The sequence below is a fragment of the Oscillospiraceae bacterium genome, assembly GCA_025757985.1.
Lineage (GTDB): Bacteria > Bacillota > Clostridia > Oscillospirales > Ruminococcaceae > Gemmiger.
In genome coordinates this window covers 797,064-822,209 of the sequence record CP107210.1, presented here as the reverse complement: position 1 = coordinate 822,209, position 25,146 = coordinate 797,064, and the positions used below count along the sequence as shown (strand labels likewise).

Below are 25,146 nucleotides of genomic sequence, written 5' to 3'. Positions count from 1 at the left end.
GGTAGGGGCCGGGCCTGCCCGACCCTCAACTATACGGGAAATGATATTTCTCGGCAAGGCCGCGGGCTGCACCTGTGCAGCCCCTACAACAATTTAAAATGGATTTATCCTTATGCTGATTCTGACCATACTTCTTTCTATCGCCTTTGCGGCGGGCTTCACCCTTCTGCCCGCCCGCGTCCAGCACCGCAAACCCGCCTGCGCCGATGGTTACGCCGGGGCGGGCGTCACGGCGCTTGTCTGGCTGTGGGCGGTCTGCATCTGGTCCCGCCCGGGCCTGACTGTTGACTTTGACGGATTCCGTCTGGCGGCCATTCTGGCCATGCAGGGGCTTTCCTGCAGTATTGTCTGCGGGTTCCGCCTGCGCGGCGCGCTGCCGCAAAGGCTGCGCACCCCGGCTGCGGTCGTCCTGCTGCTGGCGGCCAGCCTTGGGGCGGAGGTATTCATCGGCAACCTAAGCTGGCTGGCAACCAGCCGCTATACGCCGGTGGACCTGCGGCCGTACCTGACAAACGACCCGAACCCCGCTGCACCTCTGACGCTGCAGGGGGACAGCACCGTGCTGGAATTTGCGGATCTCGGCTTTGAGGTCTATAACCTGCAGCTGGACGGGCTGGTCTCGCTGGCGGACGGTGATACCCCCGAGCAGAAAAATGTCCTGCTCCAGCTTTATGTGGCTGCCACGGATGAGGCCAGCTCGGCATCCCGCCAAAGCTGGGGCTGGGAGACTGCACCCGCATCGGGGCGCAGTCTGGTCCGCAGTTTGGACCTTTCCGGCAGGGCCGATACCCTGACGCTGACCGTCACCGGCTATAAGGGGGAGTACCGCAGCTACCCGCTGAACGCGCAGCTGACCACGGTCTGTGCCAATGTGCGCCGCCCGCTGGATTTCTTGCTCCTGCGGTTCGCGGCGGTCTTTGCGCTGGCACTGGCAGGCTTTGCGCTGCGCCCGGCCAGCGTTCTCTGGCGCGATTCCTATTGCGGGCATGAGAAAAAATACCGCCCGGTTATGCTGGCAGCGGGGCTTGCGCTCTGCGCGGCAGCGTTTTTGGCACCGTTCGGGGACCGCTTCAACGCAGGTGTTGCAACGGACTTTTACAATACGCCGGACTGGTCGGGGACGAGCCGCATCGACTTTACCATGCACATCAACGACTGGGCCTCCAACGCATCGGCCCAGTACGGTGCGCTGGCGCACAGCCTGCTGAACGGCCGTCTTGACCTCGAGAAGGACCCGCCTGCCGCCATGGCAGCGCTGCAAAACCCCTACGACACCGCCGCCCGTCAGGAGGCTGCCCCCGATGCACTATGGGATGTGGCCTACTACAATGGCCGGTATTATGTCTACTTTGGGATCGTACCCTGCCTTCTGTTCCAACTGCCCTTTGAGGCACTGACCGGCATACAGGATCTGCCGCCCAGCCTGCCGATGATCCTGCTGGCATGGCTGTACATTGCAGCGGTGTTCGGCTTTGTCCGGCAGGCGGTGCGCCGCTGGTTCCCGGATGCCAGTGCTGCGGCCTGTCTGCTGGCCGGCGTGGGCGCGGCTTCGGGGGCGCAGCTCTGGTACTTACTGCACCGTCCGTCGGTGTATGAATATGCCATCCTCTGCGGGGCGGTCTTTGTGCTGTGGGCGCTGTGGCAGTGGCTGCTGGCGGCGAACACGCCGCTGCAAAAGCGCGGCCGGGTGCTGTTTCATTTGACGCTGGGCAGCCTTTGCATGGCACTGGTGGCAGGCTGCCGCCCCCAGATGGTGCTGTTTGCCGTATTAGCGCTGCCCATCCTGTGGCCGCGCTATATCACGGAGAAGCGCCTTTGCACCCGGCAGGGCGCAGGGGAGTGCATCGCCTTCCTGCTGCCGGTCGTGCTGGTGGCGGCGGGGCTGATGTGGTACAACGCCGCGCGGTTCGGCTCGGTATTTGACTTCGGCGCAAATTACAACCTGACCAGCAATGATATGACCCGCCGCGGCTTTGCGGTGGGGCGCATTGCCCCGGCGGTCGTGACCTTCCTGCTTGGAATCCCCGGTGTGCAGACGGTTTTTCCGTATCTGAGCGCCACAAAAATGCAGACGAACTACATGGGTCTGACCATCACCGAGCTGTACTACGGCGGCGCGTTTGCCTGCCTGCCGCTGCTGTGGGGCCTTGGCGGCCTGCCGCTGGCCCGCCGCCGGCTCGACCGTTGCCGTGATCTGCGCGCCGTATTCCGCCTGACGGCTATCTGCACGGTGGTGCTGGCGGTGCTGGACTGCCAGATGGCCGGCATGCTCTACCGTTACCAGAGCGATTGGCTTGGCCCGCTGCTGCTGACGGCGGCGCTGGCGTGGCTGCTGGCGGAGCGTACCCTGCAGGGGCGCGGGCTGCCAGTGCTGACAAAGGCACTGCGCACGGTCTTTCCGCTGGCGGTGCTGGCGGGTATCTGCTATAACTTCTGTGTCTATTTTGCGGCGGAACCCCAGCTGATGGGGCAGAACCCCGCATTGTATGAAAATGTGAGCCGTCTGGTTCAATTCTGGCTGTAAAGGAAAAAGAGTATGGCTGATAAAAACATCTACACCGTCATCGTGGCCGATGATGAGGACGAGCTGCGCGAGGCCGTCTGCACCATGATCCCCTGGGAGGCGCTGGGCTTCCATCTGGTGGGCAGCGCCAGCAACGGGCTGGATGCGCTTGAGCTTGTCGAGCGGCTCGAGCCGGATCTGCTGCTGACTGACATTCGGATGCCCTTCATCTCGGGCATTGAGCTGGCCCGACAGGTGCGCGAGATCCGCCCTGCCATGCACATTGCCTTTTTGAGCGGCTATGATGACTTTGAGTACGCCAAACAGGCCATTCAGTACAATATCATCAGCTACATGCTCAAGCCGCTGACGATGGACGGTCTGGCCGCCGAGCTGAAGTCCATCCATGAGAAGATCGATGCCCGCTATGCCGGGCTGCGCCGGGCCGATGCATCGCACGCGGACCGGGCGGCATTTCTCATCCCGCTGGTGCTCGCACAGTACGACAATGCCCCTGCTGATCTGGAGGAACGGCTGCGCACCTCCGCCGCAGCCTGCGGCCTGCTACGCGGCACCGATGACCGCAGCACGCTGGTGGTGCTGGCGGCCTCGCTGGAGGGGGCGGCTGACTACGAGGCGGGCTTTACCCAGCTGGTGGAGCAGAGTGCAAACAAGTACCTGCGCCATTTTGTCTTTTACTGCTGCGGCCGCGCGGTGGCGGTGCTGCTGGGCAACCCCTCCGACTTTGAGGAGTATCTGCACATTCTGGCGGATGAGATCTGCCAGCTGGCAGACCGCGCGCTGGGCCGCACGGCCAATGTGGGTGTCAGCCGGGAGTTTGCACGCCTTAGTGAGCTGAACGATGCCTACCGTCAGGCTGTGGAGGCACTGCACACCGCCGCCGAGGGGGAGGGCGGCGTCAGCTTTACGGCGGACGCCCGCAAGACCGGCAGCCTTTGCGACCGTGCACTGGAGATCATCGACCAGCATTATATGGACGAGGATCTCTCGCTTGCATCCCTCTCCGCCATGCTGGATGTCAGCCCCAACCACCTGAGCGCCTGCATCAAAAAGTCGGAGGGGGAGACCTTCATCAACATTCTGGTGCGCCGCCGCATGGAGAAGGCGCAGGCACTGCTGCTGACCACCGACATGCAGATTCAGGAGATCGCCCGCTGCTGCGGCTATACCGACCAGCACTATTTCAGCTATTGCTTTAAAAAGTACAGCGGTACATCGCCGGTGGCATTACGCCGCGCCCGCGCTGCAGGGGAGGCCCGCACATGATGCGCCCGCCGCGCACCGCCCATCTGGCGGCAGCGCTGATCTCCGCTGTGGCTGTCATGGTGCTGACGCTCTGCACAACGCTCTTTCTGCGCAGCTACCGCAATGCGATTGTCGAGGCTGCCCGCACCAACAGCGCTCAGGCCGTCAGTCAGGTCGTGGGGGCAGTCGGCAATTATGTAAACACGATGGAGAGCGCAGTCACCATCGTTATGGGGCATCTGGACGATGCCGAGGAGCCCCGGGATGCGTTTCTGGGCGCGTTCCTGACGGCCCGGCCCGAGGTGGCCGCCATCACCGCCTACGATGCGGACGGCGCGCTGCTGAACTGCTGGGCGCAGGACGGCCGCACCCCGAAGGAGGCAATCCTGCGCAACCTTTCGTTTGATCTGACGACCGCCCGCCGTCTGAGTCAGGGCTATATCAGTACGCCCCATGTTGAGTCGATCTTTGCGGGGTATTATCCATGGGTCGTTTCCGTTGTCCGCACAGTGCCCGGCACCGCCGAAAAGCGCTGGCTGTCGCTGGACCTGAGTTTTACCGAGCTGGCCGCCACCATCAGCAATGTCGGCATCGGCCAGCACGGCTACTGCTACCTGATGGATGAGCGCGGCAATATGGTCTACCACCCGCAGCAGCAGCTTCTCTATGCGGGCTTGAAAAAGGAGGAGGCCGGCCGTCTGGCCTGCCTTGGTGACGGCACCTATGTGGAGGATACCGTCATCTACAGTGTCCAGCGCGTGCCGAACAGCCCATGGCGCGTTGTCGGCGTCAGCTACATTGATGAAACCGTCAACGAAAGCTTCTGGCAGATGGTGCGCATCGCCGTGGCAACGGCAGCGCTGATCTTTGTGGCGGCGCTGGTGGTGGGCTGGGTGCTGTCCCGTCTGCTGTCCCGCCCGCTCCAGCAGCTGGAGAACGCAATGGAGGCGTTTGAGCAGGACGCAGACCACTTTGTCTTTTGCGCGGTGCGCGGCACGCGGGAGGTGCAGAATCTTTCGGATTCCTTCGGCCACATGGTCGGACGTATCCAGCGGCTGATGACCACCGTGCGCGAGGAGGAGATCGTCCTGCGCAAGACCGAGCTGAAGGCGCTGCAGGCACAGATCAACCCGCATTTCCTCTACAATACGCTGGATTCCATCGCATGGATGTGCGAGCGCGGCAAAAATGCTGACGCTGTGCAGATGGTCCATGCGCTGGCAAGGCTTTTCCGCATCAGCATCAGCCGCGGCCATGAGCTGATCCCGATCGAGAAGGAGCTGCAGCACGCCGAGGCCTACCTGCAGATCCAGAAATACCGCTACAAAAACCAGTTTACCTATCATTTCACGGTGGATGAGGACTGCGTACACTGCCTGTGCAACAAGATCACCCTGCAGCCTATCATTGAAAACGCCATCGTCCATGGGCTGGATCTGATGGTGGACGATGGTCATATCGAGATCACGGTCAGGCCGGACGGGGACGACATTCTGCTGATCGTCAGCGATGACGGCATCGGCATGGAGCCAGAGCAGGTCGCGGCGCTTTTGCAGAATGAGCCGAGCGACCGCACCGGCATCGGCATCAAGAATGTCAATGACCGGCTGCGCATCTACTTCGGCCCCGGCTACGGGCTGTCCATCGAAAGCGCCCCCTATGCGGGCACGACCGTTACCATCCGCACCCCGCGCGTGCCGGAGGACAGGGAGGGCGAGTATGATAAAACGCATTAAAATGCTGCTGCCCGCCGTTCTGGCGGTGCTGCTGCTGGCAGGCTGCAATGTGCAGTCTGCGGCGGCCACCACCGCGCGGTACAGGGTGACGGTCGTTGCCAAATCCCGCGAGTCGGAATTCTGGAAGGCGGTGCTGTCCGGGGCCGAGGCCGCCGCGACCGAGTACAACATGCAGCTCACCGTCCTTGCCCCCGATAATGAGGAAAATTATGACGCCCAGAATCAGCTGATCGAAAAGGCGGTCGAGGACGGGGCGCAGGCCATCGTGTTTTCTGCCATCGACTACGAGGCCAACGCCGAGGCCATTGATGCGGCCGCCGCAGCGGGCGTGACGATCGTAGGGATCGACTCGGCCGTACATTCCGATCAGGTAGCGGCCTACATCGGATCCGACAACTACGGTGCCGGGCGGCTGGCGGCCCGCAGCGCACTGGAGGGCACGGAGGGAAAGCTCTGTGTGGGGCTGATCAACTATGAGGTCAACGGCGCCAACGGCCGCGACCGGGAGCAGGGCGCCCGCGACACCTTTGCGGACAGCGGCCGCGCCGAGGTCGTTACCTCGATGCAGACCCATCCGAATGCAGCCAGTGCGCACAGCGATGCCCTGCGGATGCTGCAGCAGCACCCCGAGATCAATGTGCTGGTGGCCTTCAACGAGGCCACCGCCGTGGGGGCCGTGCAGGCTGTGCAGGAAATGGGGCGGGTCGATGACCTTTGGCTGGTGGCGTTTGACTCCAATGTGCAGACGATCGATGCGCTGCAAAGCGGCGCAGTGGACGCCCTGATCGTGCAGAACACCTACAGTATGGGCTATTTCGGTGTGGAGAGCGCCTACAGGCTGCTGGCAGGGCAGGGCAGCAGTGTGGAAAAATCCAACATTACTGCCGTCCGGGTCATTACCCGGGATAATATGTTTGCCATAGATAAGCAAAAGGCGCTGTTCCCGTTCGGGTGAAATTTGTAGAGGCTTGGCCTCTTTGCGGGCGGATATGGAATCCGCCCCTACGGCACATCTCCCTCCCAGAGGGAGGGAAGGGTGTCAAACAACTCTTGTAGGGGCGAGCATTGCTCGCCCGTGCCCGTTTGTCTGTGAAAAACTCCCCGGAAAGCGCGTTACTGTGCCAAGTTGGCGGGCGACCAATGGTCGCCCCTACACATTTAACAGGCCGAGGATGTGATTCTTTGACAACCTGACCTCCCTCCCAGAGGGAGGTTTTTGTTTGCAAAAATCTTACAAAATAAAAACAACAGGAACCGTTTTGTCATTTTTTGTGGGCCTTCTGCACAAAAAAGGCAGGTTCGGATTGGGAAAAGTGCCCTAAACGGTGAAAATTTCCCCCTTTTGTCGGTGAAATTTCACCTTGTTTTTTGCCCTGCACCCGAGTATTATAATAACTGTCAACAGGGCACGCACCTCTACCGCGGCCCGAAAAAATCCACTGCAAAAAGAAGGAGAAACTTATCATGAAAAAGTTTGCTGCTCTGGCCGTTGCTGGCTGCATGGCCGTATCCCTCGCCGCTTGCGGCGGCTCCGCTTCCGCCCCCGCTTCCAGCGAGGCTGCCTCTACTGAGTCCGCCGCTACCTCTGCTGCCGAGAGCGCAGCTGAGAGCGTTACCGAGGCCACTCAGGGCGGTAAGGTCGGCGTCTGCATCTACAAGTTCGACGATGCTTTCATGACCACCTACCGTAATGCTCTGCAGGAGATCCTCGAGGGCAAGGGCTACGAGGTCACCATCGTTGACGGCAACAACGACCAGGCCAAGCAGAACGAGCAGATCAACACCTTCATCACGCAGGGTGTCGATGCGCTGATCATCAACCCCGTTATGACCTCCGCTGCCGACCAGATCATCTCCACCGTCAAGGGTGCCGATGTTCCCACTGTCCTGATCAACCGTGAGCCCACCGCCGATCAGATGTCCGCTTACGACAAGCTGGTCTATGTTGGCTGCGACGCTGCTCAGTCCGGCACCTTCCAGGGCGAGCTGATCCTCGACACTGAGAACAAGGGCGATATCAACGGCGACGGCAAGGTTTCCTACATCATGATTCAGGGCGACCCCGAGAATATCGATGCTCAGCTGCGTACCGAGTACTCCGTCAAGGCTCTGACCGATGCCGGCGTTGAGGTCGAGCAGCTCGACCTGCAGCGCGGTGACTGGGACCGTAACAAGGGCCAGGAAATCTGCCAGAACGACCTCGCCAAGTTCGGCGACCAGATCGAGGTTGTCTTCTGCAACAACGATGATATGGCTATCGGCGCTCTGCAGGCTATTCAGGCTGCCGGCCGTACCGTCAACAAGGACATCTACCTCGTTGGTGTTGACGCTCTGGACGCTGCTAAGAACGAAGTTGCCAACGGCAACATGACCGGCACTGTTCTGAACGATGCTAAGGGCCAGGCTACGCAGGCTGTTGCTTCCATGGAGGAGCTGCTGGGCGGCAAGACCTTCGAGGCTGGCAGCCAGAGCGTCTATGTTGACTACGTCAAGGTTACCCCTGACAACGTCAAGGACTTCCAGTAATTTGACGAAAGCCACAGCTTAAACCAGAACAATCGGGGTGCGTGTGCGCAGGCGCACGCACCCTTTTTTCATGAAAAGGTTACAAAAGATTAAAGGGGGCCAGCGAATTGTCAGAGTACCGCTTGGAGATGTGTGATGTCGTCAAGACGTTCCCCGGCGTCAAGGCACTGAATCACGCACAGCTGAAATTGAAACCCGGCACCGTCCATGCGCTGATGGGAGAGAACGGCGCGGGCAAGTCTACCTTGATGAAGTGCATGTTTGGTATCTACCACATGGACGAAGGCAAGGTCATTTATGAGGGACAGGAGGTCCAGATCAAGGGACCTCTGGATGCACTGAACCGCGGCATTGCGATGGTGCATCAGGAATTGCAGCCCATCCCGGAGCGTTCCATCGGCGAGAATATCTACGTCGGGCGCTACCCAACCAAGAAATACGGACCCGTCACCGTTATCGACCACGACAAGATGTACGAGGATGCGGCCAAGGTCCTGAAGGAAGTCCATCTGAATTATGATCCGCACGCAAAGCTCGGAACCTTGAGCGTCTCCCAGATGCAGTTGGTCGAAATTGCGAAAGCCGTCTCGGCAGACTGCAAGGTACTGATCCTCGACGAGCCGACCTCCTCGCTGACGGCGGCCGAGGTCGAGGCGTTGTTCACCATCGTGGACGAGCTGCGCGCCAAGGGCGTCTCCATCGTTTACATCAGCCACAAGATGGACGAAATTCTTCGCATCAGCGACGAAGTCACGATCATGCGTGACGGCCAGTACATCGGCACCTGGGAGGCCAAGGAGCTGACCACCGATATGATCATCACCAAGATGGTCGGCCGTGAGCTGTCGAACCTCTACCCGCCGCGCAGCAACACGCCCGGTGAGGTCGTCTTTGAGGTCAAGGATTTTACCTCTATCAATCCCAAGAGCTTCCGCCATGTCAACTTCAATGTCCGCAAGGGCGAGATCCTCGGCGTGGCCGGTCTGGTCGGCGCCCAGCGCACCGAATTGATGGAAGGATTGTTCGGTCTGCGCTGCCACACGTCGGGCACTATCACCTATAAGGGCAAGGAACTGACCATCAACCAGCCGCAGGACGCCATCAAAAACGGCATCGCCATGCTGACCGAGGACCGCCGCGCCACCGGTATTCTGGGTGTGCTTTCCATTGCGGATAACGTCTCCATTGCATCGCTGAACAAGTATCTGATCGGCGGCATCATGCTGGACGACAACAAAATCGAAAAGCTCGTGCAGGATAATGTCGCCAAGCTGTCCATCAAGACGCCGTCCTCCAAAACGCAGATTCAATCGCTGTCCGGCGGTAACCAGCAGAAGGTGCTGATTGCCCGCTGGCTGGCCAACGACCCCGATGTTTTCATCATGGACGAGCCGACCCGCGGCATCGACGTCGGTGCAAAGTATGAAATTTACTGCATCATCGCCGAGATGGCCAAACAGGGCAAGAGCATCATCATGATCTCCTCCGAAATGAGCGAGCTGATCGGCATGTCTGACCGCATCATGGTCATGTGCGATGGCCGCTGCACCGGCTTTATCGACGGTGATAAGGCGAATCAGGAGAACATCATGACGCTGGCTACCCAGTTTGAATAAGGAGGAGATCCGAAAATGGAGAAAAAATTCGACTTTAAAAAATTCCTGTCCAATAACGCGATCATTATTCTGATCATTTTGCTGGCCCTCTTCGTCGGCTGCACGACCCAGAACTTCTTTACCGAGAAAAACGGCAAAAACTTGCTGCTGAACGTCGCCCCGCGTTTCATCATCGCCTGCGGCGTTTCGGGATGCCTGATTACCAAGGGCACTGACCTGTCCGCCGGCCGTCAGGTCGGCTTGGCCGCCTGCTTCTCCGCCATGCTGCTGCAGAGCGTTGACTACTCTGCCCGCATGCTGCCCTGGCTGCCCGATATTCCGTGGCCCGTGGCCCTGCTGATCGTCATGGCGATCATGGCCTGCTTCGGTGCCATCAACGGCTGCATTATCGCATTCCTGAAGGTTCCTCCTTTCATCGCTACGCTGGGCATGCAGACCATCGTCTACGGCCTGTGCTCCGTCATCACCAACAACCAGCCCATGGGCGGTTACAAGCAGAGCTACCTGACCGTTGCCAGCGGCACGCTGGGCCCCATCCCGTTCCTGGCCATCTTTGCGCTGATCGTCGGCCTCTACTTCTGGTTCCTCTACAATAAGACCCGTCACGGCAAGTACATGTACGCCATCGGCGGCAACGAAAACGCCGCTCAGGTTGCCGGTGTCAACGTCACCGCGTCCCTGATCCGCATCTACATCCTGGCCTCCTGCATGTATGCTCTCGGCGGCTTCCTCGTCGGCGCAAAGGCCGGCGGCGCTTCCACCAACACCGGCAACGGCTATGAGCTGGAAGCTATCGCAGCCTGCACCATCGGCGGCGTTTCCACCAACGGCGGCGTCGGCAAGGTCTCCGGCGTTCTGGTCGGTGTTCTGGTCTTTGAAGTCTTGAAGATCTGCCTGCAGTTCCTCGGCGTTGACCCCGCCTACACCTACATTGCACAGGGCCTTGTCATCGTCATCGCCGTTGCCCTTGACCTGCGCAAGTATCTGGCAAAGAAGTAACCTATGGGCGAAGAAAAGACTACTCCCGAGACCGAAAAGAAACCCGACCGCCCCGACCGCAGCCAGCTGAATGCCTTTGAAAATTTCTACGAGAATTTCCGCAAGGTTCCGCTGAAATACATCGACATCTTTATCGGCGTCTGTGTTGCTGCTCTGGTCATCGTAGTGCTGGTCGGCATTCTCAAGAGTAAGGGGATACTGTAAAAAAGAAGCACCGTTCACGGAGAAAAATCTCTGTGAACGGTGCTTTTGTTTGTGCTTTAGCAGAGTTGTAGGGGCCGCACATGTGCGGCCCACAACCTTGCCTTTACAGCGCGGCGGCCTTCTAGCCGAGAGGCGGATATGGAATTTGCCCCTATTATTTTTTGATCGCCTTTTTCTTCTTTCGCACACTGTACCCAAAGCTGCCCAGCTTGCGGCCCAGCGCCAGATAATCGCCGTGGCTGTACACAATGAGCTTCGCCTTGTTCAGGCAGAGTTTGCCGCTCTCATCAAGCAGCCGCTCATCGACATCCACGGCCACACATTCGGCCAAAAACAGGTCGTGGCTGCCCAGCGGAATGACCTGTGTGACCTTGCACTCAAGGTTTACGGGGCTTTCCTCGACAAGCACGGTGCCGACCTTGGCGGCAGGCGCAGCGGTAAGGTGCATGGCGGCGAACTTATCCACATCGCGGCCGCTCTTGACGCCGCACCAGTCGATGGCCCGGACAAGACTCTCGGTGGGCAGGTTCACAACGAACTCGCCGCTCTCCTTAATTAAATGGTGGCTGTACCGCTCGGGCCGCACGCTGATGGACAGCATGGGCGGCTGGGTGCAGATTGTGCCTGTCCAGCCCACGGTGATCAAGTTCGGCTTTTCGGGGCTGCCGCAGCTGACCAGCACCGGCGGCTCCGGGTTCAGCAGGGTAGACCCCTTCCATACCTGACGGCTCATTGTGCGTCCTCCTTGATCTCGCCGAAATTCGGCGTTGCTTCGCTGATGATGTAGCGCGGGCGATGCTTTGTTTCCAGATAGATCTTGCCGATATACTCCCCGATGACACCCAGACAGATAAGCTGTACGCCCGATACAAAGCAGATGATGCTGGTCATAGACGCCCAGCCGGAGACGGTAAGCCCCAGCGCGGCCTCGATGACAGCCCACAGCACGCCGATGAAGCTGACCAATGCCACAAAAACGCCGAAGCCTGTAATGAAGCGGATCGGCTTTGTGGACAGGCTGGTGATGCCATCAAAGGCCAATGCCAGCATTTTGGAGAGCGGATAGTGGCTTTCGCCTGCAATGCGCTCGTGGCGTTCGTAGGTCACGCAGGTGGATTTAAAGCCGACCAGCGGCACCATGCCGCGCAAAAACAGGTTGACCTCCCGGAACTTGGCAAACTCCTCCAGCACGCGGCTGCTCAGCAGGCGATAGTCCGCATGGTTGAATACGACCTCGGCCCCCATGGCGTTCAGCAGCTTATAGAAGCTTTCGGCGGTAAAGCGCTTGAAAAAGGTGTCGGTGTCCCGTTTGCTGCGCACACCGTACACAACATCACAGCCGTCACGGTAGGCGTCCACCATGCCGTCCATGGCGTTGATGTCGTCCTGACCGTCACAGTCGATGGAGATGGTGATGTCGCAGCGGCTCTTGGCCTCCATCAGCCCGGCCAGCACGGCGTTCTGGTGGCCGCGGTTGCGGCTCTGGCAGATGCCGACATAGTGCGCATCGCGCGCGGCCAGCTCGTTGATGATCTCCCATGTGCGGTCCTTGGAGCCGTCATTTACAAACAGGACCCGGCTGTCAGGGCTGATCTTGCCTGCAGTGGTCAGATCGGTGAGCTTTTGCAGGAACATCGGCGCGGTGATGGGCAGAACCTCCTGCTCATTGTAGCAGGGGATGACGATATACAGGATGGGACAGGTGCGGTCATTCATAGCATAAAACCTCAGAATATAATGGTGGCAGGCAGCGGGGTCACGGGCAGGCGGCGCGCAGCCGCTCCGGGTCAGCCAGCTTAAAGCTGCCACGGAACAGCTCGATCAGCCCCTCCTCCTGCATACGGCTCAATTCGCGGGAGAGCGCGCTGCGGTCGCAGTTCAAAAAGGCGGCCAGCTCGGTGCGGCTCATGGCGGTGGTAAAGGTGTCGGCCCCGCAGCGCTCGCGCTGCTCCAGCAACCACATGCAGATGCGCCCGCGCAGGCTCCTGCAGCAGATCAGCTCCAACCGGCGGTCCAGCGCAAAATATTTGTCGCTGATGGTTTCAAGCCAGTTCTGCAGCAGCTTTAAATGCGCACTGTGCAGGGCTGCGCAGGGGCACAGCAGCGCCTCACAGGGCAGGTATAGGATCAGGCAGCGCTCGGCGGCAGAGACATTGACGGGGCTGCGGCTGCGCCCGCCGGCCAGTACATCGGCAAATACGCCGCCCGGCCCCATGTGGGCGATAACCACCGTGCCGCCGTCAGCCAGCGGCTTGCTGGCCGTGATGGCACCCTCCAGCACAAGGCCGAGCTCGTGGGTTTCGTACCCGGCCATCAGCAGCAGCTCGCCCTTGGCGTAGCGGCGCACCCGCGGGGCAAAGCAGGTCATCAGCGTGTCCAGTTCTGCATCGGACAGGCCGCGCAAAAGGCTGGTGCTGCGCATGATCTCATAGTAGGGTGTGTAGTCCATACGGCTCCTTGCGTGGGTTACAAAAGGGTTTCCTGTTGCCGGTGCAACAGACAATTCATTTGTATTATAGTATAGTAAGGCCGCAAAAGCAACAAGGAGGATAAGATTTTTATGAAACTGAAACGCGTTTTCGCCGCTGTGACGGCGTTTGCTATGTGTGCCGCTCTGGCAGGCTGCGGTGCGGAAGCGGCTGTGAGCGAGTCTGTTGCCGAATCCGCTGTGGAATCTGCCGTGGAGGCCGCACCGGAAACCGAGGAAACCGCCGATGCCGCCGCGACCGAAGCTGCCCTGCGCATCGCGGGCCTGAAAGGCCCCACAACGATGGGACTTGTCAACCTGATGAGCGATGAAGTCGCATCCAGCTATGATTTCACGATGTACGGTGCAGCCGATGAGATCGTTCCGCTGCTGGTCAAGGGGGAGCTGGATGCCGCCGCTGTGCCTGCCAACCTTGCCGCCACGCTGTACAACAAGACGAACGGCGCGGTGGAGGTTGCCTGCATCAACACGCTGGGCGTGCTCTACATTGTCGAGAACGGCGATACCGTCAACTCGGTCGGGGATCTCAAGGGGCAGACCATTGTCACGACCGGCAAGGGTGCCACCCCTGAGTATGTCCTGCGCTATGTCCTGAGCGAGAACGGCATCGACCCCGACAAGGATGTCACGCTGGAATACACCAGTGAGGCCACCGAGGCCCTGAGCAAGGTGCAGGCGGGTGAGGCGACCATCGCCATGCTGCCCCAGCCCTTTGTCACCAGTGCGCTGTCTCAGGTCGAGGGTCTGCGCGTTGCGTTGGATATGAACGAGGAATGGCAGAAGGTTGCCGGTTCCAAACTCGTTACCGGTGTTCTGGTCGTCCGTAAGGATGCTGTCGAGAATGACCCCGAAGCGTTTGCCGCTTTCATGGACGGCTATAAGGCCAGCGTTGAGGCCGCCAACAACGATGTCGAGGGTACGGCAGCCCTCTGCGAGCAGTATGGTGTTGTCGCCAAGGCTGCACTGGCCCAGAAGGCGCTGCCGCAGTGCAACATCGTCTTTGAAACGGGTGACGAGATGAAGAACGACCTTGCGACCTACTTCAATGTTCTGTATGCCGCCGACCCCGCCAGCGTGGGAGGCACCCTGCCGGCGGATGACTTCTACTATGTCGACTAAATTCCATTTGCATGCCCCCTGTGCGGGCGGATGCAAGCATCCGCCCCTACAGACGCCGTTATGGCAAAAAGCCGCCGCCATCCTCGCATGGGTTGCAATTTGGCAGCTTGCCGCTGCGGGTCTGGGGCATGGCGGGCTCTTTCTGGCCACGCCCTTGCAGACACTGGGGGCGCTGGCAGCACTGGCGCCTACCGCCGCGTTCTGGCAGCGCATCGTGTTCAGTGCGCTGCGCATATTGGCGGGCTTTCTGCTGGCAGCAGCGGGCGGCTTGCTGCTCGGTGCAGCAGGGGCACGCTGGCATTGGGTGCGGGTATTCATTGACCCTGCCATGCAGCTTATACGCGCCATGCCGGTGGCCAGCTTTGTCATTCTGGCACTGCTGTGGGTGCGCAGTGCGAATCTTTCCGTCATCGTCAGCTTTACCCATGTGCTGCCGGTGGTCTATGCGGGGGTGCTGGCCGGCATCGCCGACACAGACACGAAACTGCTGGAGATGGCACAGGTCTACCGCCTGCCGCTGTCTGCGCGGCTGCGGTATATCTGGCTGCCGGGCGTTTTCCCGTCCTTCTGTGAAAGCTGCATCGCTGCAATGGGCATGTGCTGGAAGAGCGGCGTCTCTGCCGAGGTCATCGGCCTGCCGGATCATTCGGTCGGCGATGCGCTCTACCGCGCCAAGATTACGCTGTCCACGCCGGACGTGTTCGCATGGACGCTGGTGATCGTGCTGCTGTCGGCGGCACTGTCTGCGGCGGCAGCCCGGCTGCTGCGCACGGCAAAAATGCGCCTCTGCGGGGAGGTACAGGCATGAGCATTGTGATACGGAACCTCTGCAAACGCTTTGGCGATACGCCTGTTCTGCAGGATTTTACATGGACGGTCGATGGCCCGGCAGTGCTGATGGGACGCTCCGGCTGCGGGAAAACAACGCTGCTGCGCATCCTGATGGGGCTGGAAGCACCGGATTCCGGCACTGTCACGGGCGTTGAGAGGCCCGCTGTCGTCTTTCAGGAGGACCGCCTCTGCCCGCAGCTGACCGCTGCTGCCAATCTAGTGCTGACCGGCCATGGGCTGACGCAGCAGGAGGCAGAGCGGGAGCTGCGCACACTCGGCTTTACCGATGCGGAGCTGGCACTGCCTGCGACGCGGCTCTCCGGCGGGCAAAAACGGCGCACTGCGCTGCTGCGGGCGCTGCTCTGCCGTGATGCACAAACGCTGCTGCTGGACGAGCCCTTCACCGGCATGGACGCCGAGCTTGTAGCCGATGCCGTCAACGCCACAAAGCGGTTGGCAGGGGCGCGCCCCACGATTCTCGTCACCCATGACCGTGCTGCTGCCGAGCTGCTCGGCTGGCCGGTAAAGGAAGTATAAAAAGCACGACCACGCGAAAAAATATCGCGTGGGCGTTTTTTATATCAACTCTGTCAGAATCGCGTTCTGCACGACCATCCCGGCGGGGGTCAGCCGGAAGCTGCTGCCCTCCCACACGGCGTAGCCGTGGGTGACGCACTGGCGCATAAATGCCTGCTGCGCGGCGGTGAAATGCCCGCCGCGCCGCGCATATTCTTCTAAATCCAGACCGCGGGTCAGCCGCAGCTGCATCAAAAGGTAATCCTCGGCAGTGCAGTCACCCTCGATTTCCTCATGGATCGTGCCGTCAATAAACCCCTGCACATCCCCGGGCCAGAACCGCCGCACATTATCCACGCAGCTGTGGGCTGCCGGGCCGATGCCGCGGTACGGCTCGCAGTTCCAGTACAGCAGGTTGTGCCGCCCTTCGTGCCCGGGGCGGGCAAAGTTGCTGATCTCGTACTGATGATAGCCTGCGGCCTCCAGCTGCCGCACGGCGTACAGGTAAAAATCTGCGGCGGCATCGGCATCGGGCAGGCCGGCGGGCGGGTTGCGGTAAAATGCCGTGCCCGGCTCTACTTTTAATAGGTAGGCGGAAATGTGGGTGCAGCCGCCGTTCTGCAGCAAGGCCAGTGTGCGGTCAAATTCGGCGTTTGTATACTGCGGCAGCGCCAGCATGATGTCCCCGCAAATATCGGGGAAACCGGCCTCCTGCGCCCATGCCAGCGCCCGGGCGGCCCCGGCAGCTGTGTGGGTGCGGCCCAGCCGCTGCAGCTGTGCGTCATCGGCGCTCTGCACGCCGAAGCTGATGCGGTTCACCCCGGCCTGCCGAAAGCCAACCAGTGTTTCGGGTGTCACCACATCGGGGTTGGCCTCCAGCGTGATCTCGGCACCGGGCAGGGGGTCAGCAGCCTGTATCAGGGTGCTGACCTGCCCCGCGGAAAGCAATGCAGGGGTGCCGCCGCCAAAGTACAGGGTGTCGGGCCGGCGGGTGTTTTTGGCAAGCTCCCGCAGCAGGGCGTCTACATACGCCTGCGGCACGCCGCGCGCCCCCGGTGCTGAGTAAAAATCACAGTATCGGCATTTTGACCGGCAGTAGGGAATATGAATGTAAATGCCAAACGGCTCGTTTCTGGACATAATGCACCTTTTGTATTATGGATTTCACAATTCTGTGATGATTTGCTATCAAAATACCTGTATAATACATCATAAAGAAAGGAGATTGCAACTATGAATCGCAATTATTCTACTATTTCTTATGCGGAAAGCCCGTTTGGGACCCTTTCCGAGTTTATGTCCAAGAGCTTCGGCTGGATGTTTGCGGGCCTGCTGGTCACCTTCGCGGTCGGCATCGGCGCGGTGATGACGGGGCTGATTTATCCGCTCATCAACTCCGGTCTGTTTATTCTGACCTCCATTGCTGAGTTGGTGCTGGTGTTTACGCTGTCTGCCCGGGTGCAGAAGCTGCAGCCCTCGACGGCCACGGGAATCTTCTTCGGCTATGCGGTGCTGAACGGTCTGAACCTGAGCGCAATTTTTCTGGTGTATGACTACGGCAGCCTGATCCTTGCGTTTCTGGTCGGCGCGGTATATTTCGGCGTCATGGCCGTGTACGGCAATGTCACCAACCGTGATCTGACCGGCTGGGGACCCAAGCTGATGGGCGGTCTGATCGCGCTGATCGTCTGCTCTCTGGTGGGCGGCCTGTTCGCAGCCTTCGGTATGAGCTTCGGCGTCATGGATCTGGTGCTCTGCGCGGTGGGACTGCTGATCTTCATGGGCCTGACTGCCTATGACACCCAGATGCTCAAATACTACTACTCTTATTTCGGCGGCGATGCGGCAATGCTGCATAAGGCCTCCATCATCGGCGCCCTGAATCTCTATCTGGACTTCATCAACATCTTCCTGTATATCCTGCGTATGCTGGGCCGCAGAAACAACGATTAAAAAAGTCAAAAGTTTTTTGCAAAAACCTGTTGACAATCCACGACAGCTTTGCTATAATAACAACCGTCGTCAGGAGCGAACAGCGCTGACGGCGGCCAGCATGGGGGATTAGCTCAGCTGGGAGAGCGCTTGCATGGCATGCAAGAGGTCACCGGTTCGATCCCGGTATTCTCCACCACAAAGACCCGACAGAGATTTCTGCCGGGTCTTTTTTGTTGCACATATCCGCTTGCGTGGGTGAAAACCGCGCCTACAGGAGAAATTTTCAAAAACCTCTTGCATTTTGTATCGGGGTGTGGTACTATACTAAAGCAATACACACGCATTGCGCTGTTTTTTTGTGCCTTTTTTGCGGTAAGACGCCAAAAGGTTAGAAAACAGAAACCCCGCAGTGCGGAGGGTAAAAACTAAATTTTTTGGAGGAAACAAACAATGGCAGTCGTATCTATGAAACAGCTTCTCGAGGCCGGTGTCCACTTCGGCCACCAGACCCGCCGCTGGAACCCCAAGATGGCTAAGTACATCTTCACCGAGCGCAATGGTATCTACATCATTGACCTGCAGAAGACCGTGAAGAAGCTCGATGAGGCTTACAACTTCGTCCGCGACACCGCTGCTCAGGGCGGCGAGATCCTGTTCGTCGGCACCAAGAAGCAGGCTCAGGAGTCCATCCGTGACGAGGCTACCCGCTGCGGCATGCACTATGTCAACGCTCGCTGGCTGGGCGGCATGATGACCAACTTCCGCACCATCCGTAAGCGCATCGACCGTATGGAGCAGCTCAAGACCATGCAGGAGGACGGCACGTTCGATCTGCTGCCCAAGAAGGAAGTTGTCAAGCTCGAGCTCGAGATGGCCAAGCTGGACAAGTACCTGGGCGGCGTCAAGAACATGAAGGCCCTGCCGAAGGCCATGTTCATCGTTGATCCTCACAAGGAGCGCATTGCTGTTTCTGAGGCCCGCAAGCTGAACATCCCCATTGTTGCTATCGTTGATACCAACTGCGATCCCGATGAGATCGACTACGTCATCCCCGGCAACGACGACGCTATCCGCGCTGTCAAGCTGATCTCCGGTGCCATGGCCAGCGCTGTGCTGGAGGGCAAGCAGGGCGTTCAGGACGCTCCCGCCGCCGAGACCAAAGAGGATTGATTTACTCCCTACAATTCAGAAAGGACATTGAGCACTATGGCTATTTCTGCAAAAGACGTTATGGAGCTGCGTAAGCAGACCGACTGCGGCATGATGGAGTGCAAGAAGGCACTGACTCAGGCTGACGGCGACTTCGAGAAGGCTATCGAGATCCTGCGCGAGCAGGGTCTGGCTGCTGCCAACAAGAAGGCTGGCCGCATCGCCGCCGAGGGCATGGTCTATGCCGTTTCCTTCGACAACTGCGCTGTTGTCGTTGAGGTCAACGCCGAGACCGACTTCGTCGCCAAGAACGACAAGTTTGTTGACTTCACCAAGAACCTGGCCAAGGTCGTTGCTGACGAGAACCCCGCCGATGTTGAGGCCCTGATGGCCTGCAAGATGGGTGACGGCACGGTTGACGATGCCCTGAAGGCTCTGATCCTCGTCATCAAGGAGAACATCAAGGTTCGCCGCTTTGCCCGCTATGAGGGCCACTGCGCTGCCTATGTCCATGGCGGCGGCACCCACGGCGTCATCGTCAAGTTCGAGACCTCTGACGACGTCGCTGCCAAGCCCGAGTTCGCTGCCTTCGGCAAGGACATCGCCATGCAGGTCGCTGCTGCTAACCCCAGCTACCTGAACGAGTCCGATGTGCCCGAGGACGTTCTGGCCAAGGAGAAGGAGATCGTTCTGGCTCAGATGGCCAACGATCCCAAGACTGCCAACAAGCCCGACGCTATCAAGGAGAAGATGGCCATCGGCAAGCTGGGCAAGTTCTACAAGGAAGCCTGCCTGGTCGATCAGGCCTTCATCAAGGACGGCGGCATGGACGTCAAGAAGTACGTTGCCGACACCGCGAAGGCTCTGGGCGGCGACATCAAGATCGCTTCCTTCACCCACTTCACCAAGGGCGAGGGCCTGGAGAAGCGCAACGAGGACTTCGCTGCTGAAGTTGCTGCTGCCATCAAGGGCTAATCTAACCGCATAATTTCGGCCGCCTGCGCGTTTGCGCGGGCGGTTTTTTGATTGGCGAGTGCCATGGAAAAGCGGCAAAATGCTTCACCACTGCCCATATTGCCTGATTTGGTGAAGGGTAAAGCATAAAAAATCCCCGGACCGTGATTGCAACGGTTCGGGGATTTTTATACATAATAAAAAGGGACAGGCAGCGAGTTACTGCTCGCGGAAGGTCAGCTGATCATCGGTCATGCTGTCAACGATCGCAAGGCTGGCCAGCTTGTAACCGGCGGCACGCAGCTCGGCACCACCCGGCTGGAAGCCCTTCTCAATGCAGATGCCGATGCCGCCCACGGTGGCGCCCGCTTGGGCGCAGACATCCAGCAAGCCCTTCATGGCCTTGCCGTTGGCAAGAAAGTCGTCCAGAATCAGCACCTTGTCAGCAGGGGAGAGGAACTTCTTGGCAAGGGTGATATCGTAATCACGGCCGTAGGTATAAGAATGTACGGTGGAAGTGTAAACATCGCCGTCGATGTTCTTGCTCTTGGCCTTCTTGGCAAAGACCACCGGCACATTGAAATGCCGGGCTGTCATGCAGGCGATGGCAATGCCGGATGCCTCAATGGTGAGGATCTTGTTGATGCCGTCGTTTTTGAAAATGCGATAGAACTCCTCACCGATCTTATCCAGCAATTCAACATCCAGCTGGTGGTTCAGAAAGCAGTCGACTTTGAGAACATTGCCGGGACGAACCTGTCCCTGCTCCATAATACGCTCCTCCAGAAGTTTCATCTGCGCTGATGCCCCTTTCACAAATCCGATTTTCATTCTATTATGACAAATTCTGCGGTGTTTTTCAAGTCTTTTACATAAAAAAGCTGCGCTAAAATGTCAATAGGTAAAGTTGATAATATTTTGTAATACAAATTTGTGAAAATCCCCCATAAAGGCGGGAATTTGACAGCGGAACACTGTTGAATTGCATTATTGCATTTTTGTGAACAAAAGATTATAATTTAGTCAATGAAACGGCAGGGGTTGTGCGAACCCATTACTGCCGCTTGCATATCAGGAGGGAATGTACATATGAAAAAACTCGTTAGCTCTGTGCTCGCAGCCTCTATGGTCATGAGTCTGGCCGCCTGCGGCTCCACCGCATCTACCGACAGCGCAGCAGATTCTTCCGCTGCCTCCGCTGCTTCTTCCGCCGCCACCACCGAGGCAGCAGGTGAGGGCTCCGGCGCTTATACCGGCACCCCCATCAAGATCGGCGGCATTGGCCCTGTTACCGGCGGCGCCGCCATCTACGGTCAGGCCGTTAAGAACGCCGAGGAGCTGGCCGTCAAGGAGATCAACGCCGCCAACGGCAGCGATGTCTTTGAGTGGAAGTTCGAGGACGATGAGCATGACGCCGAGAAGAGCGTCAACGCCTACAACACCCTGAAGGACTGGGGCCTGCAGGTTCTGGCCGGCCCTGTCACCACCACTCCGTCCATTGCCGTTGCCGCTGAGACCGCCAATGACAACCTGTTTATGATGACGCCTTCCGCTTCTGCGCCCGCTGTCATCGAGAGCGGCGACAATGTGTTCCAGATCTGCTTTACCGACCCCAACCAGGGCGTTGCCTCCGCAGATTATATCGCAGAAAACAAGCTCGGCACCAAGGTCGGCATCATCTATGACTCCTCCGATGCCTATTCTTCCGGTATTTATGAGAAGTTCAAGGCCGAGGCCGATGCCAAGGGGCTGGAGATCGTTGCCGCAGAGGCCTTCACCGCTGACAACAAGTCTGACCTGTCCACGCAGGTTGCCAAGTGCCAGCAGGCCGGTGCTGATCTCGTATTCCTGCCCATCTACTATCAGGAGGCTTCTCAGATCCTGATTGCCGCCAACAAGAGCGGCTATGCGCCTGTCTTCTTCGGCTGCGACGGTATGGACGGCATCCTGACCATTGAGGGCTTTGACACCTCTCTGGCCGAGGGTCTGATGCTCCTGACCCCGTTCGCTGCAGACGCACAGGATGAAAAGACGCAGGCCTTTGTCTCCGCTTACAAGGAGGCCTACGGTGACACCCCGAACCAGTTCGCTGCCGATGCTTACGATGTCGTCTACGCCATCTATCAGGCTGCGGTTGCCGGCGGCATCAACGGCGACATGGATGCCTCTGACGTCTGCGATGCTCTCAAGGCTCAGTTCACCAGCATGACCTTTGACGGTCTGACCGGCGATGGCATGACTTGGGATGCCTCCGGTGCGGTTTCCAAGGCTCCTAAGGCTGTTGTGATCAAGGACGGCGCTTACGCAGCTATGTAACCCGCTGCGGCACAGGTAAACCGATTATTTCGTTGCCAGGGGGGACTGCCGGACATAAGGTTCGGCAGCTTCCCTTTTTTATTATTACGGCATCAAGGATTTTCTGCAAAAACATTTGTTCCTTGAGGAAACACAACAAAAGCCATTGTTTTGGCGGTGGATTTGTGCTACTATGAACTCATATTTTCCTGTGCGCTTGCGGCAAACAACAATCGGCAGGGGAGAAAAATAGAGTGAGGTGTATTACGCAATGCAGTTTTTATCCTATCTGATCAACGGCATCAGTCTGGGCAGTGTCTACGCATTGATTGCACTGGGCTATACCATGGTCTACGGCATTGCCAAGATGTTGAACTTCGCACACGGCGATGTCATCATGATCGGCAGCTATGTTGTCTTTTTTGCCTTCGGCTCTGCAGGCATGAACCCGGTGCTGGCCATCGTCCTGTCGATGGTGGTCTGCACGCTGCTCGGCGTCACGGTGGAGCGCATCGCCTACCGCCCCCTGCGCGAGGCTCCGTCTCTGGCCGTCCTGATCACGGCAATCGGCGTCAGCTATCTGCTGCAGCAGGTGGCCCAGCTGGCATGGACCTCCAACCCCAAGAGCTTTACCTCCGTTGTCTCTGGTCTGAAGCCGATCAGCCTCTTTGACGGGCAGCTGACCATCTCGGTTGAAACGGTCGTGACGATCATTGCCTGCGTTGTCATCATGGCGGTGCTGATCTGGTTCGTCAACAACACCCCCGCCGGTCATGCCATGCTTGCCGTGTCCGAGGATCGCGGCGCGGCCCAACTGATGGGCGTCAATGTCAACGCAACGATCTCGCTGACCTTCGCCATCGGCTCTGCGCTGGCGGCTGTGGCCGGTGCGCTGCTCTGCTCCTCCTATCCGACGCTGCAGCCCACCACAGGTGCCATGCCCGGCATCAAGGCGTTCGTGGCGGCGGTTTTCGGCGGCATCGGCTCGATCCCGGGCGCGTTCCTGGGCGGCATCCTGCTGGGTATCATCGAGAACCTGAGCAAGGCCTATATCTCGACCCAGCTGTCCGATGCTATCGTTTTTCTGGTGCTGGTCGTGGTGCTGATCGTCAAGCCTACCGGCCTGCTGGGCAAGAAAGTCAATGTGAAGGTTTGAGGTGGCAGCTATGTTGAAAAATATGAAGAAGTCCACCAAGAGCAATCTCGTCACGCTGAGCATCGTGGTCGGATTTTATATCTTTATCCAGATTCTGGGCGGGGTGGGGCTGCTGACCAACTCCTTCTCCGGCCAGTTGGTGCCCATCTGTGCCTATGTCATTCTGGCGGTCTCGCTGAACCTGACTGTCGGCATCCTTGGTGAGCTGAGCCTCGGCCATGCGGGCTTCATGAGCGTGGGTGCCTTCTCCGGCACGCTGGTCTATGTGGTGCTGCACGAAACCGCACCGCAGCCGCTGGCAATGCTGCTGGCCTTCGTGGTCGGCGGTGTGGTGGCTGGTTTGTTCGGCTTCCTTGTCGGCATCCCCGTTCTGCGTCTGTCCGGCGACTATCTGGCCATCGTGACGCTGGCCTTCGGTGAGATCGTCAAGAATGTTATGAACGCCTGCTACCTTGGTCTGGATTCCCGCGGGCTTCACTTCTCACTCAAGGATTCTGCCTCACTGAACCTTGAGGCGGACGGCAAGGTCCTTATCAACGGCGCCATGGGCATTACCGGCATCAAAAAGGCATCCACCTTCACCATCGGCATCGTGCTGGTCATCATCACGCTGCTGGTCATCCTCAATCTCGTCAACTCTCGCGCGGGCCGTGCCATTACGGCCATCCGTGACAATGAGATCGCCGCCCGCTCGGTCGGCATCCCCATCACGAAGTACAAGCTCATGGCCTTTGTGACTTCCGCTGTCTTTGCAGGCGTGGCGGGCGTTTTGTACGCGCTGAACTATTCCTCGCTGGTCGCAAAAAAGTTCGATTACAACACCTCCATCCTGATTCTGGTGTTTGTCGTTCTGGGCGGCATCGGCAGTCTGCGCGGCTCGGTCATTGCGGCCACAGTGCTGACGGTTCTGCCGGAGCTGCTGCGCAGCATGAACGATTACCGGATGCTGATTTATGCAATCGTGCTGATCGTTGTGATGATCTTTAACCAGAGTCCGCAGATGATCGCTCTGCGCAAGCGGCTGACGGCGCGCTTCCGCAAGGAAGGCACGGACACAAAAGCAGCAAAAGAGAAAAAGGGGGTGGCGTAAATGGCACTGCTGGAAGTCAGTAACCTGGGTATTGCGTTCGGCGGCCTGCAGGCCGTTGCGCAGCTTGACCTCTCGATTGAAAAGGGCCACCTGTACGGCCTGATTGGCCCCAACGGCGCGGGCAAAACCACGGTCTTTAATATGCTGACCGGCGTTTACAAGCCCACTGAGGGCAACATCATTCTGGACGGCAAGGACATCACCGGCCAGAACCCCGAGCTTATCAGCAAGTCCGGCATTGCCCGCACCTTCCAGAATATCCGTCTGTTCAATGAGATGACGGTGCTGGACAATGTCAAGGTCGGTTTGCACAACCAGATCAAATACGGTATGTGGACCGGTATCCTGCGCCTGCCCGCCTACAAGGAAAAAGAGCATGAGATGAACCGTGAGGCCATGAAGCTGCTCAAGATCTTTAACCTTGACAGGGAGGCACATTACAAGGCCAGCCAGCTGCCCTACGGCAAGCAGCGCAAGCTGGAGATTGCCCGCGCACTGGCCACAAACCCGAAGCTGCTGCTGCTGGACGAGCCGGCCGCCGGCATGAACCCCAACGAGACCGAGGAGCTGATGCACACCATCCACAGCGTGCGCGACCAGTTCGGCGTTGCCATCCTGCTCATCGAGCATGATATGAACTTTGTCATGGGCATCTGCGAGGAGATCACTGTGCTGGATTACGGCCGTGTGATCGCCCGCGGTGACGGCAAGGCCATCCGCAACAACCCGAAGGTCATTGCGGCATATCTGGGAGGTGACTGAC

At 58.9% G+C, this 25,146-nt stretch carries 23 protein-coding genes and 1 tRNA gene; 19 read left to right on the top strand and 5 right to left on the bottom strand.

Translation table 11 applies throughout. From position 1 onward, the window contains the following. The first annotated feature begins 112 nt into the window (after positions 1-112). The 8 genes from OGM67_04150 (at position 113) to OGM67_04115 (ending at position 10,850) form a co-directional block, all read left to right on the top strand. A complete protein-coding gene (locus tag OGM67_04150) occupies positions 113-2,524 on the top strand; it encodes a hypothetical protein (protein ID UYJ35531.1) in 2,412 nt (803 codons plus the stop codon). 12 nt (positions 2,525-2,536) lie between these two features. After that, positions 2,537-3,790, top strand: coding sequence for a response regulator (locus OGM67_04145; protein UYJ35530.1), 1,254 nt, complete (start codon positions 2,537-2,539; stop codon positions 3,788-3,790). Next, a complete protein-coding gene (locus tag OGM67_04140) occupies positions 3,787-5,505 on the top strand; it encodes a sensor histidine kinase (protein ID UYJ35529.1) in 1,719 nt (572 codons plus the stop codon). Before OGM67_04145 ends, OGM67_04140 begins: the two co-directional genes overlap by 4 nt. Next, positions 5,489-6,460, top strand: a complete 972-nt coding sequence (locus OGM67_04135) for a substrate-binding domain-containing protein (GenBank protein ID UYJ35528.1) — start codon at positions 5,489-5,491, stop codon at positions 6,458-6,460. The genes OGM67_04140 and OGM67_04135 overlap by 17 nt, the downstream gene beginning before the upstream one ends. A 509-nt stretch (positions 6,461-6,969) precedes the next feature. After that, entirely contained in the window at positions 6,970-8,031 is a 1,062-nt protein-coding gene (locus OGM67_04130; protein ID UYJ35527.1) for a galactose ABC transporter substrate-binding protein, read from the top strand. Positions 8,032-8,138: 107 nt separating this feature from the next. Next, positions 8,139-9,647 (top strand): sugar ABC transporter ATP-binding protein, encoded by a 1,509-nt coding sequence (locus OGM67_04125; protein UYJ35526.1) that lies wholly within the window; start codon positions 8,139-8,141, stop codon positions 9,645-9,647. A 15-nt stretch (positions 9,648-9,662) separates the two neighbouring features. Further along, a complete protein-coding gene (locus OGM67_04120) occupies positions 9,663-10,646 on the top strand; it encodes a beta-methylgalactoside transporter (GenBank protein ID UYJ35525.1) in 984 nt (327 codons plus the stop codon). Positions 10,647-10,649: 3 nt separating this feature from the next. Further along, positions 10,650-10,850, top strand: coding sequence for a hypothetical protein (locus OGM67_04115; GenBank protein UYJ35524.1), 201 nt, complete (start codon positions 10,650-10,652; stop codon positions 10,848-10,850). A gap of 154 nt (positions 10,851-11,004) precedes the next feature. Here OGM67_04115 and OGM67_04110 read toward each other — a convergent pair whose 3' ends face one another. From OGM67_04110 to OGM67_04100, 3 genes are read right to left on the bottom strand one after another with little or no spacing between them, the layout of a single operon-like run. Then, positions 11,005-11,583, bottom strand: coding sequence for a flavin reductase family protein (locus OGM67_04110; protein ID UYJ35523.1), 579 nt, complete (start codon positions 11,581-11,583; stop codon positions 11,005-11,007). Further along, on the bottom strand, positions 11,580-12,566 hold the full coding sequence (locus OGM67_04105; protein UYJ35522.1) for a glycosyltransferase family 2 protein: 987 nt from the start codon (positions 12,564-12,566) through the stop codon (positions 11,580-11,582). The genes OGM67_04110 and OGM67_04105 overlap by 4 nt, the downstream gene beginning before the upstream one ends. A gap of 40 nt (positions 12,567-12,606) precedes the next feature. Beyond that, a complete protein-coding gene (locus OGM67_04100; protein UYJ35521.1) occupies positions 12,607-13,299 on the bottom strand; it encodes a Crp/Fnr family transcriptional regulator in 693 nt (230 codons plus the stop codon). A 111-nt stretch (positions 13,300-13,410) separates the two neighbouring features. Here OGM67_04100 and OGM67_04095 point away from each other — a divergent pair, with 111 nt between their 5' ends. Genes OGM67_04095 through OGM67_04085 form a run of 3 tightly spaced genes read left to right on the top strand, consistent with a single transcriptional unit; the run spans position 13,411 to position 15,825 of the window. Continuing rightward, positions 13,411-14,457, top strand: a complete 1,047-nt coding sequence (locus OGM67_04095) for an ABC transporter substrate-binding protein (protein UYJ35520.1) — start codon at positions 13,411-13,413, stop codon at positions 14,455-14,457. After that, the gene (locus OGM67_04090) at positions 14,447-15,265 is read left to right on the top strand and encodes an ABC transporter permease subunit (protein UYJ35519.1); all 819 of its coding nucleotides are present in this window, start codon (positions 14,447-14,449) and stop codon (positions 15,263-15,265) included. Before OGM67_04095 ends, OGM67_04090 begins: the two co-directional genes overlap by 11 nt. Then, positions 15,262-15,825 (top strand): ATP-binding cassette domain-containing protein, encoded by a 564-nt coding sequence (locus tag OGM67_04085; protein ID UYJ35518.1) that lies wholly within the window; start codon positions 15,262-15,264, stop codon positions 15,823-15,825. The genes OGM67_04090 and OGM67_04085 overlap by 4 nt, the downstream gene beginning before the upstream one ends. 39 nt (positions 15,826-15,864) lie before the next feature. Here the strand turns inward: OGM67_04085 and hemW are convergent, their stop codons facing one another. After that, the gene (gene hemW, locus OGM67_04080; protein ID UYJ35517.1) at positions 15,865-16,944 is read right to left on the bottom strand and encodes a radical SAM family heme chaperone HemW; all 1,080 of its coding nucleotides are present in this window, start codon (positions 16,942-16,944) and stop codon (positions 15,865-15,867) included. Positions 16,945-17,037: 93 nt separating this feature from the next. On the opposite strand from hemW, the gene OGM67_04075 reads away from it, so the two are divergent. From OGM67_04075 to tsf, 4 genes are all read left to right on the top strand, one after another. Then, positions 17,038-17,757, top strand: coding sequence for a Bax inhibitor-1/YccA family protein (locus OGM67_04075; GenBank protein ID UYJ35516.1), 720 nt, complete (start codon positions 17,038-17,040; stop codon positions 17,755-17,757). A 102-nt stretch (positions 17,758-17,859) separates the two neighbouring features. After that, positions 17,860-17,935 (top strand) — tRNA-Ala (locus tag OGM67_04070). Between the two features lie 254 nt (positions 17,936-18,189). Continuing rightward, positions 18,190-18,909 carry a 30S ribosomal protein S2 gene (rpsB, locus tag OGM67_04065; protein ID UYJ35515.1) on the top strand — a complete coding sequence of 240 codons (720 nt, stop codon included), beginning with the start codon at positions 18,190-18,192 and terminating at the stop codon, positions 18,907-18,909. Positions 18,910-18,945: 36 nt separating this feature from the next. Next, a complete protein-coding gene (gene tsf / locus OGM67_04060; GenBank protein UYJ35514.1) occupies positions 18,946-19,863 on the top strand; it encodes a translation elongation factor Ts in 918 nt (305 codons plus the stop codon). Between the two features lie 198 nt (positions 19,864-20,061). Here tsf and OGM67_04055 read toward each other — a convergent pair whose 3' ends face one another. Continuing rightward, positions 20,062-20,637 carry a xanthine phosphoribosyltransferase gene (locus OGM67_04055; protein ID UYJ35513.1) on the bottom strand — a complete coding sequence of 192 codons (576 nt, stop codon included), beginning with the start codon at positions 20,635-20,637 and terminating at the stop codon, positions 20,062-20,064. Positions 20,638-20,931: 294 nt separating this feature from the next. Here OGM67_04055 and OGM67_04050 point away from each other — a divergent pair, with 294 nt between their 5' ends. The 4 genes from OGM67_04050 (at position 20,932) to OGM67_04035 (ending at position 25,145) form a co-directional block, all read left to right on the top strand. Next, a complete protein-coding gene (locus OGM67_04050) occupies positions 20,932-22,158 on the top strand; it encodes an ABC transporter substrate-binding protein (GenBank protein ID UYJ35512.1) in 1,227 nt (408 codons plus the stop codon). A gap of 250 nt (positions 22,159-22,408) precedes the next feature. Beyond that, positions 22,409-23,293 carry a branched-chain amino acid ABC transporter permease gene (locus tag OGM67_04045; GenBank protein ID UYJ35511.1) on the top strand — a complete coding sequence of 295 codons (885 nt, stop codon included), beginning with the start codon at positions 22,409-22,411 and terminating at the stop codon, positions 23,291-23,293. Between the two features lie 10 nt (positions 23,294-23,303). Next, complete coding sequence (locus OGM67_04040; GenBank protein UYJ35510.1) at positions 23,304-24,383, top strand: branched-chain amino acid ABC transporter permease; 1,080 nt, start codon at positions 23,304-23,306, stop codon at positions 24,381-24,383. Continuing rightward, positions 24,384-25,145, top strand: coding sequence for an ABC transporter ATP-binding protein (locus tag OGM67_04035; protein UYJ35509.1), 762 nt, complete (start codon positions 24,384-24,386; stop codon positions 25,143-25,145). Position 25,146 lies beyond the last annotated feature (1 nt).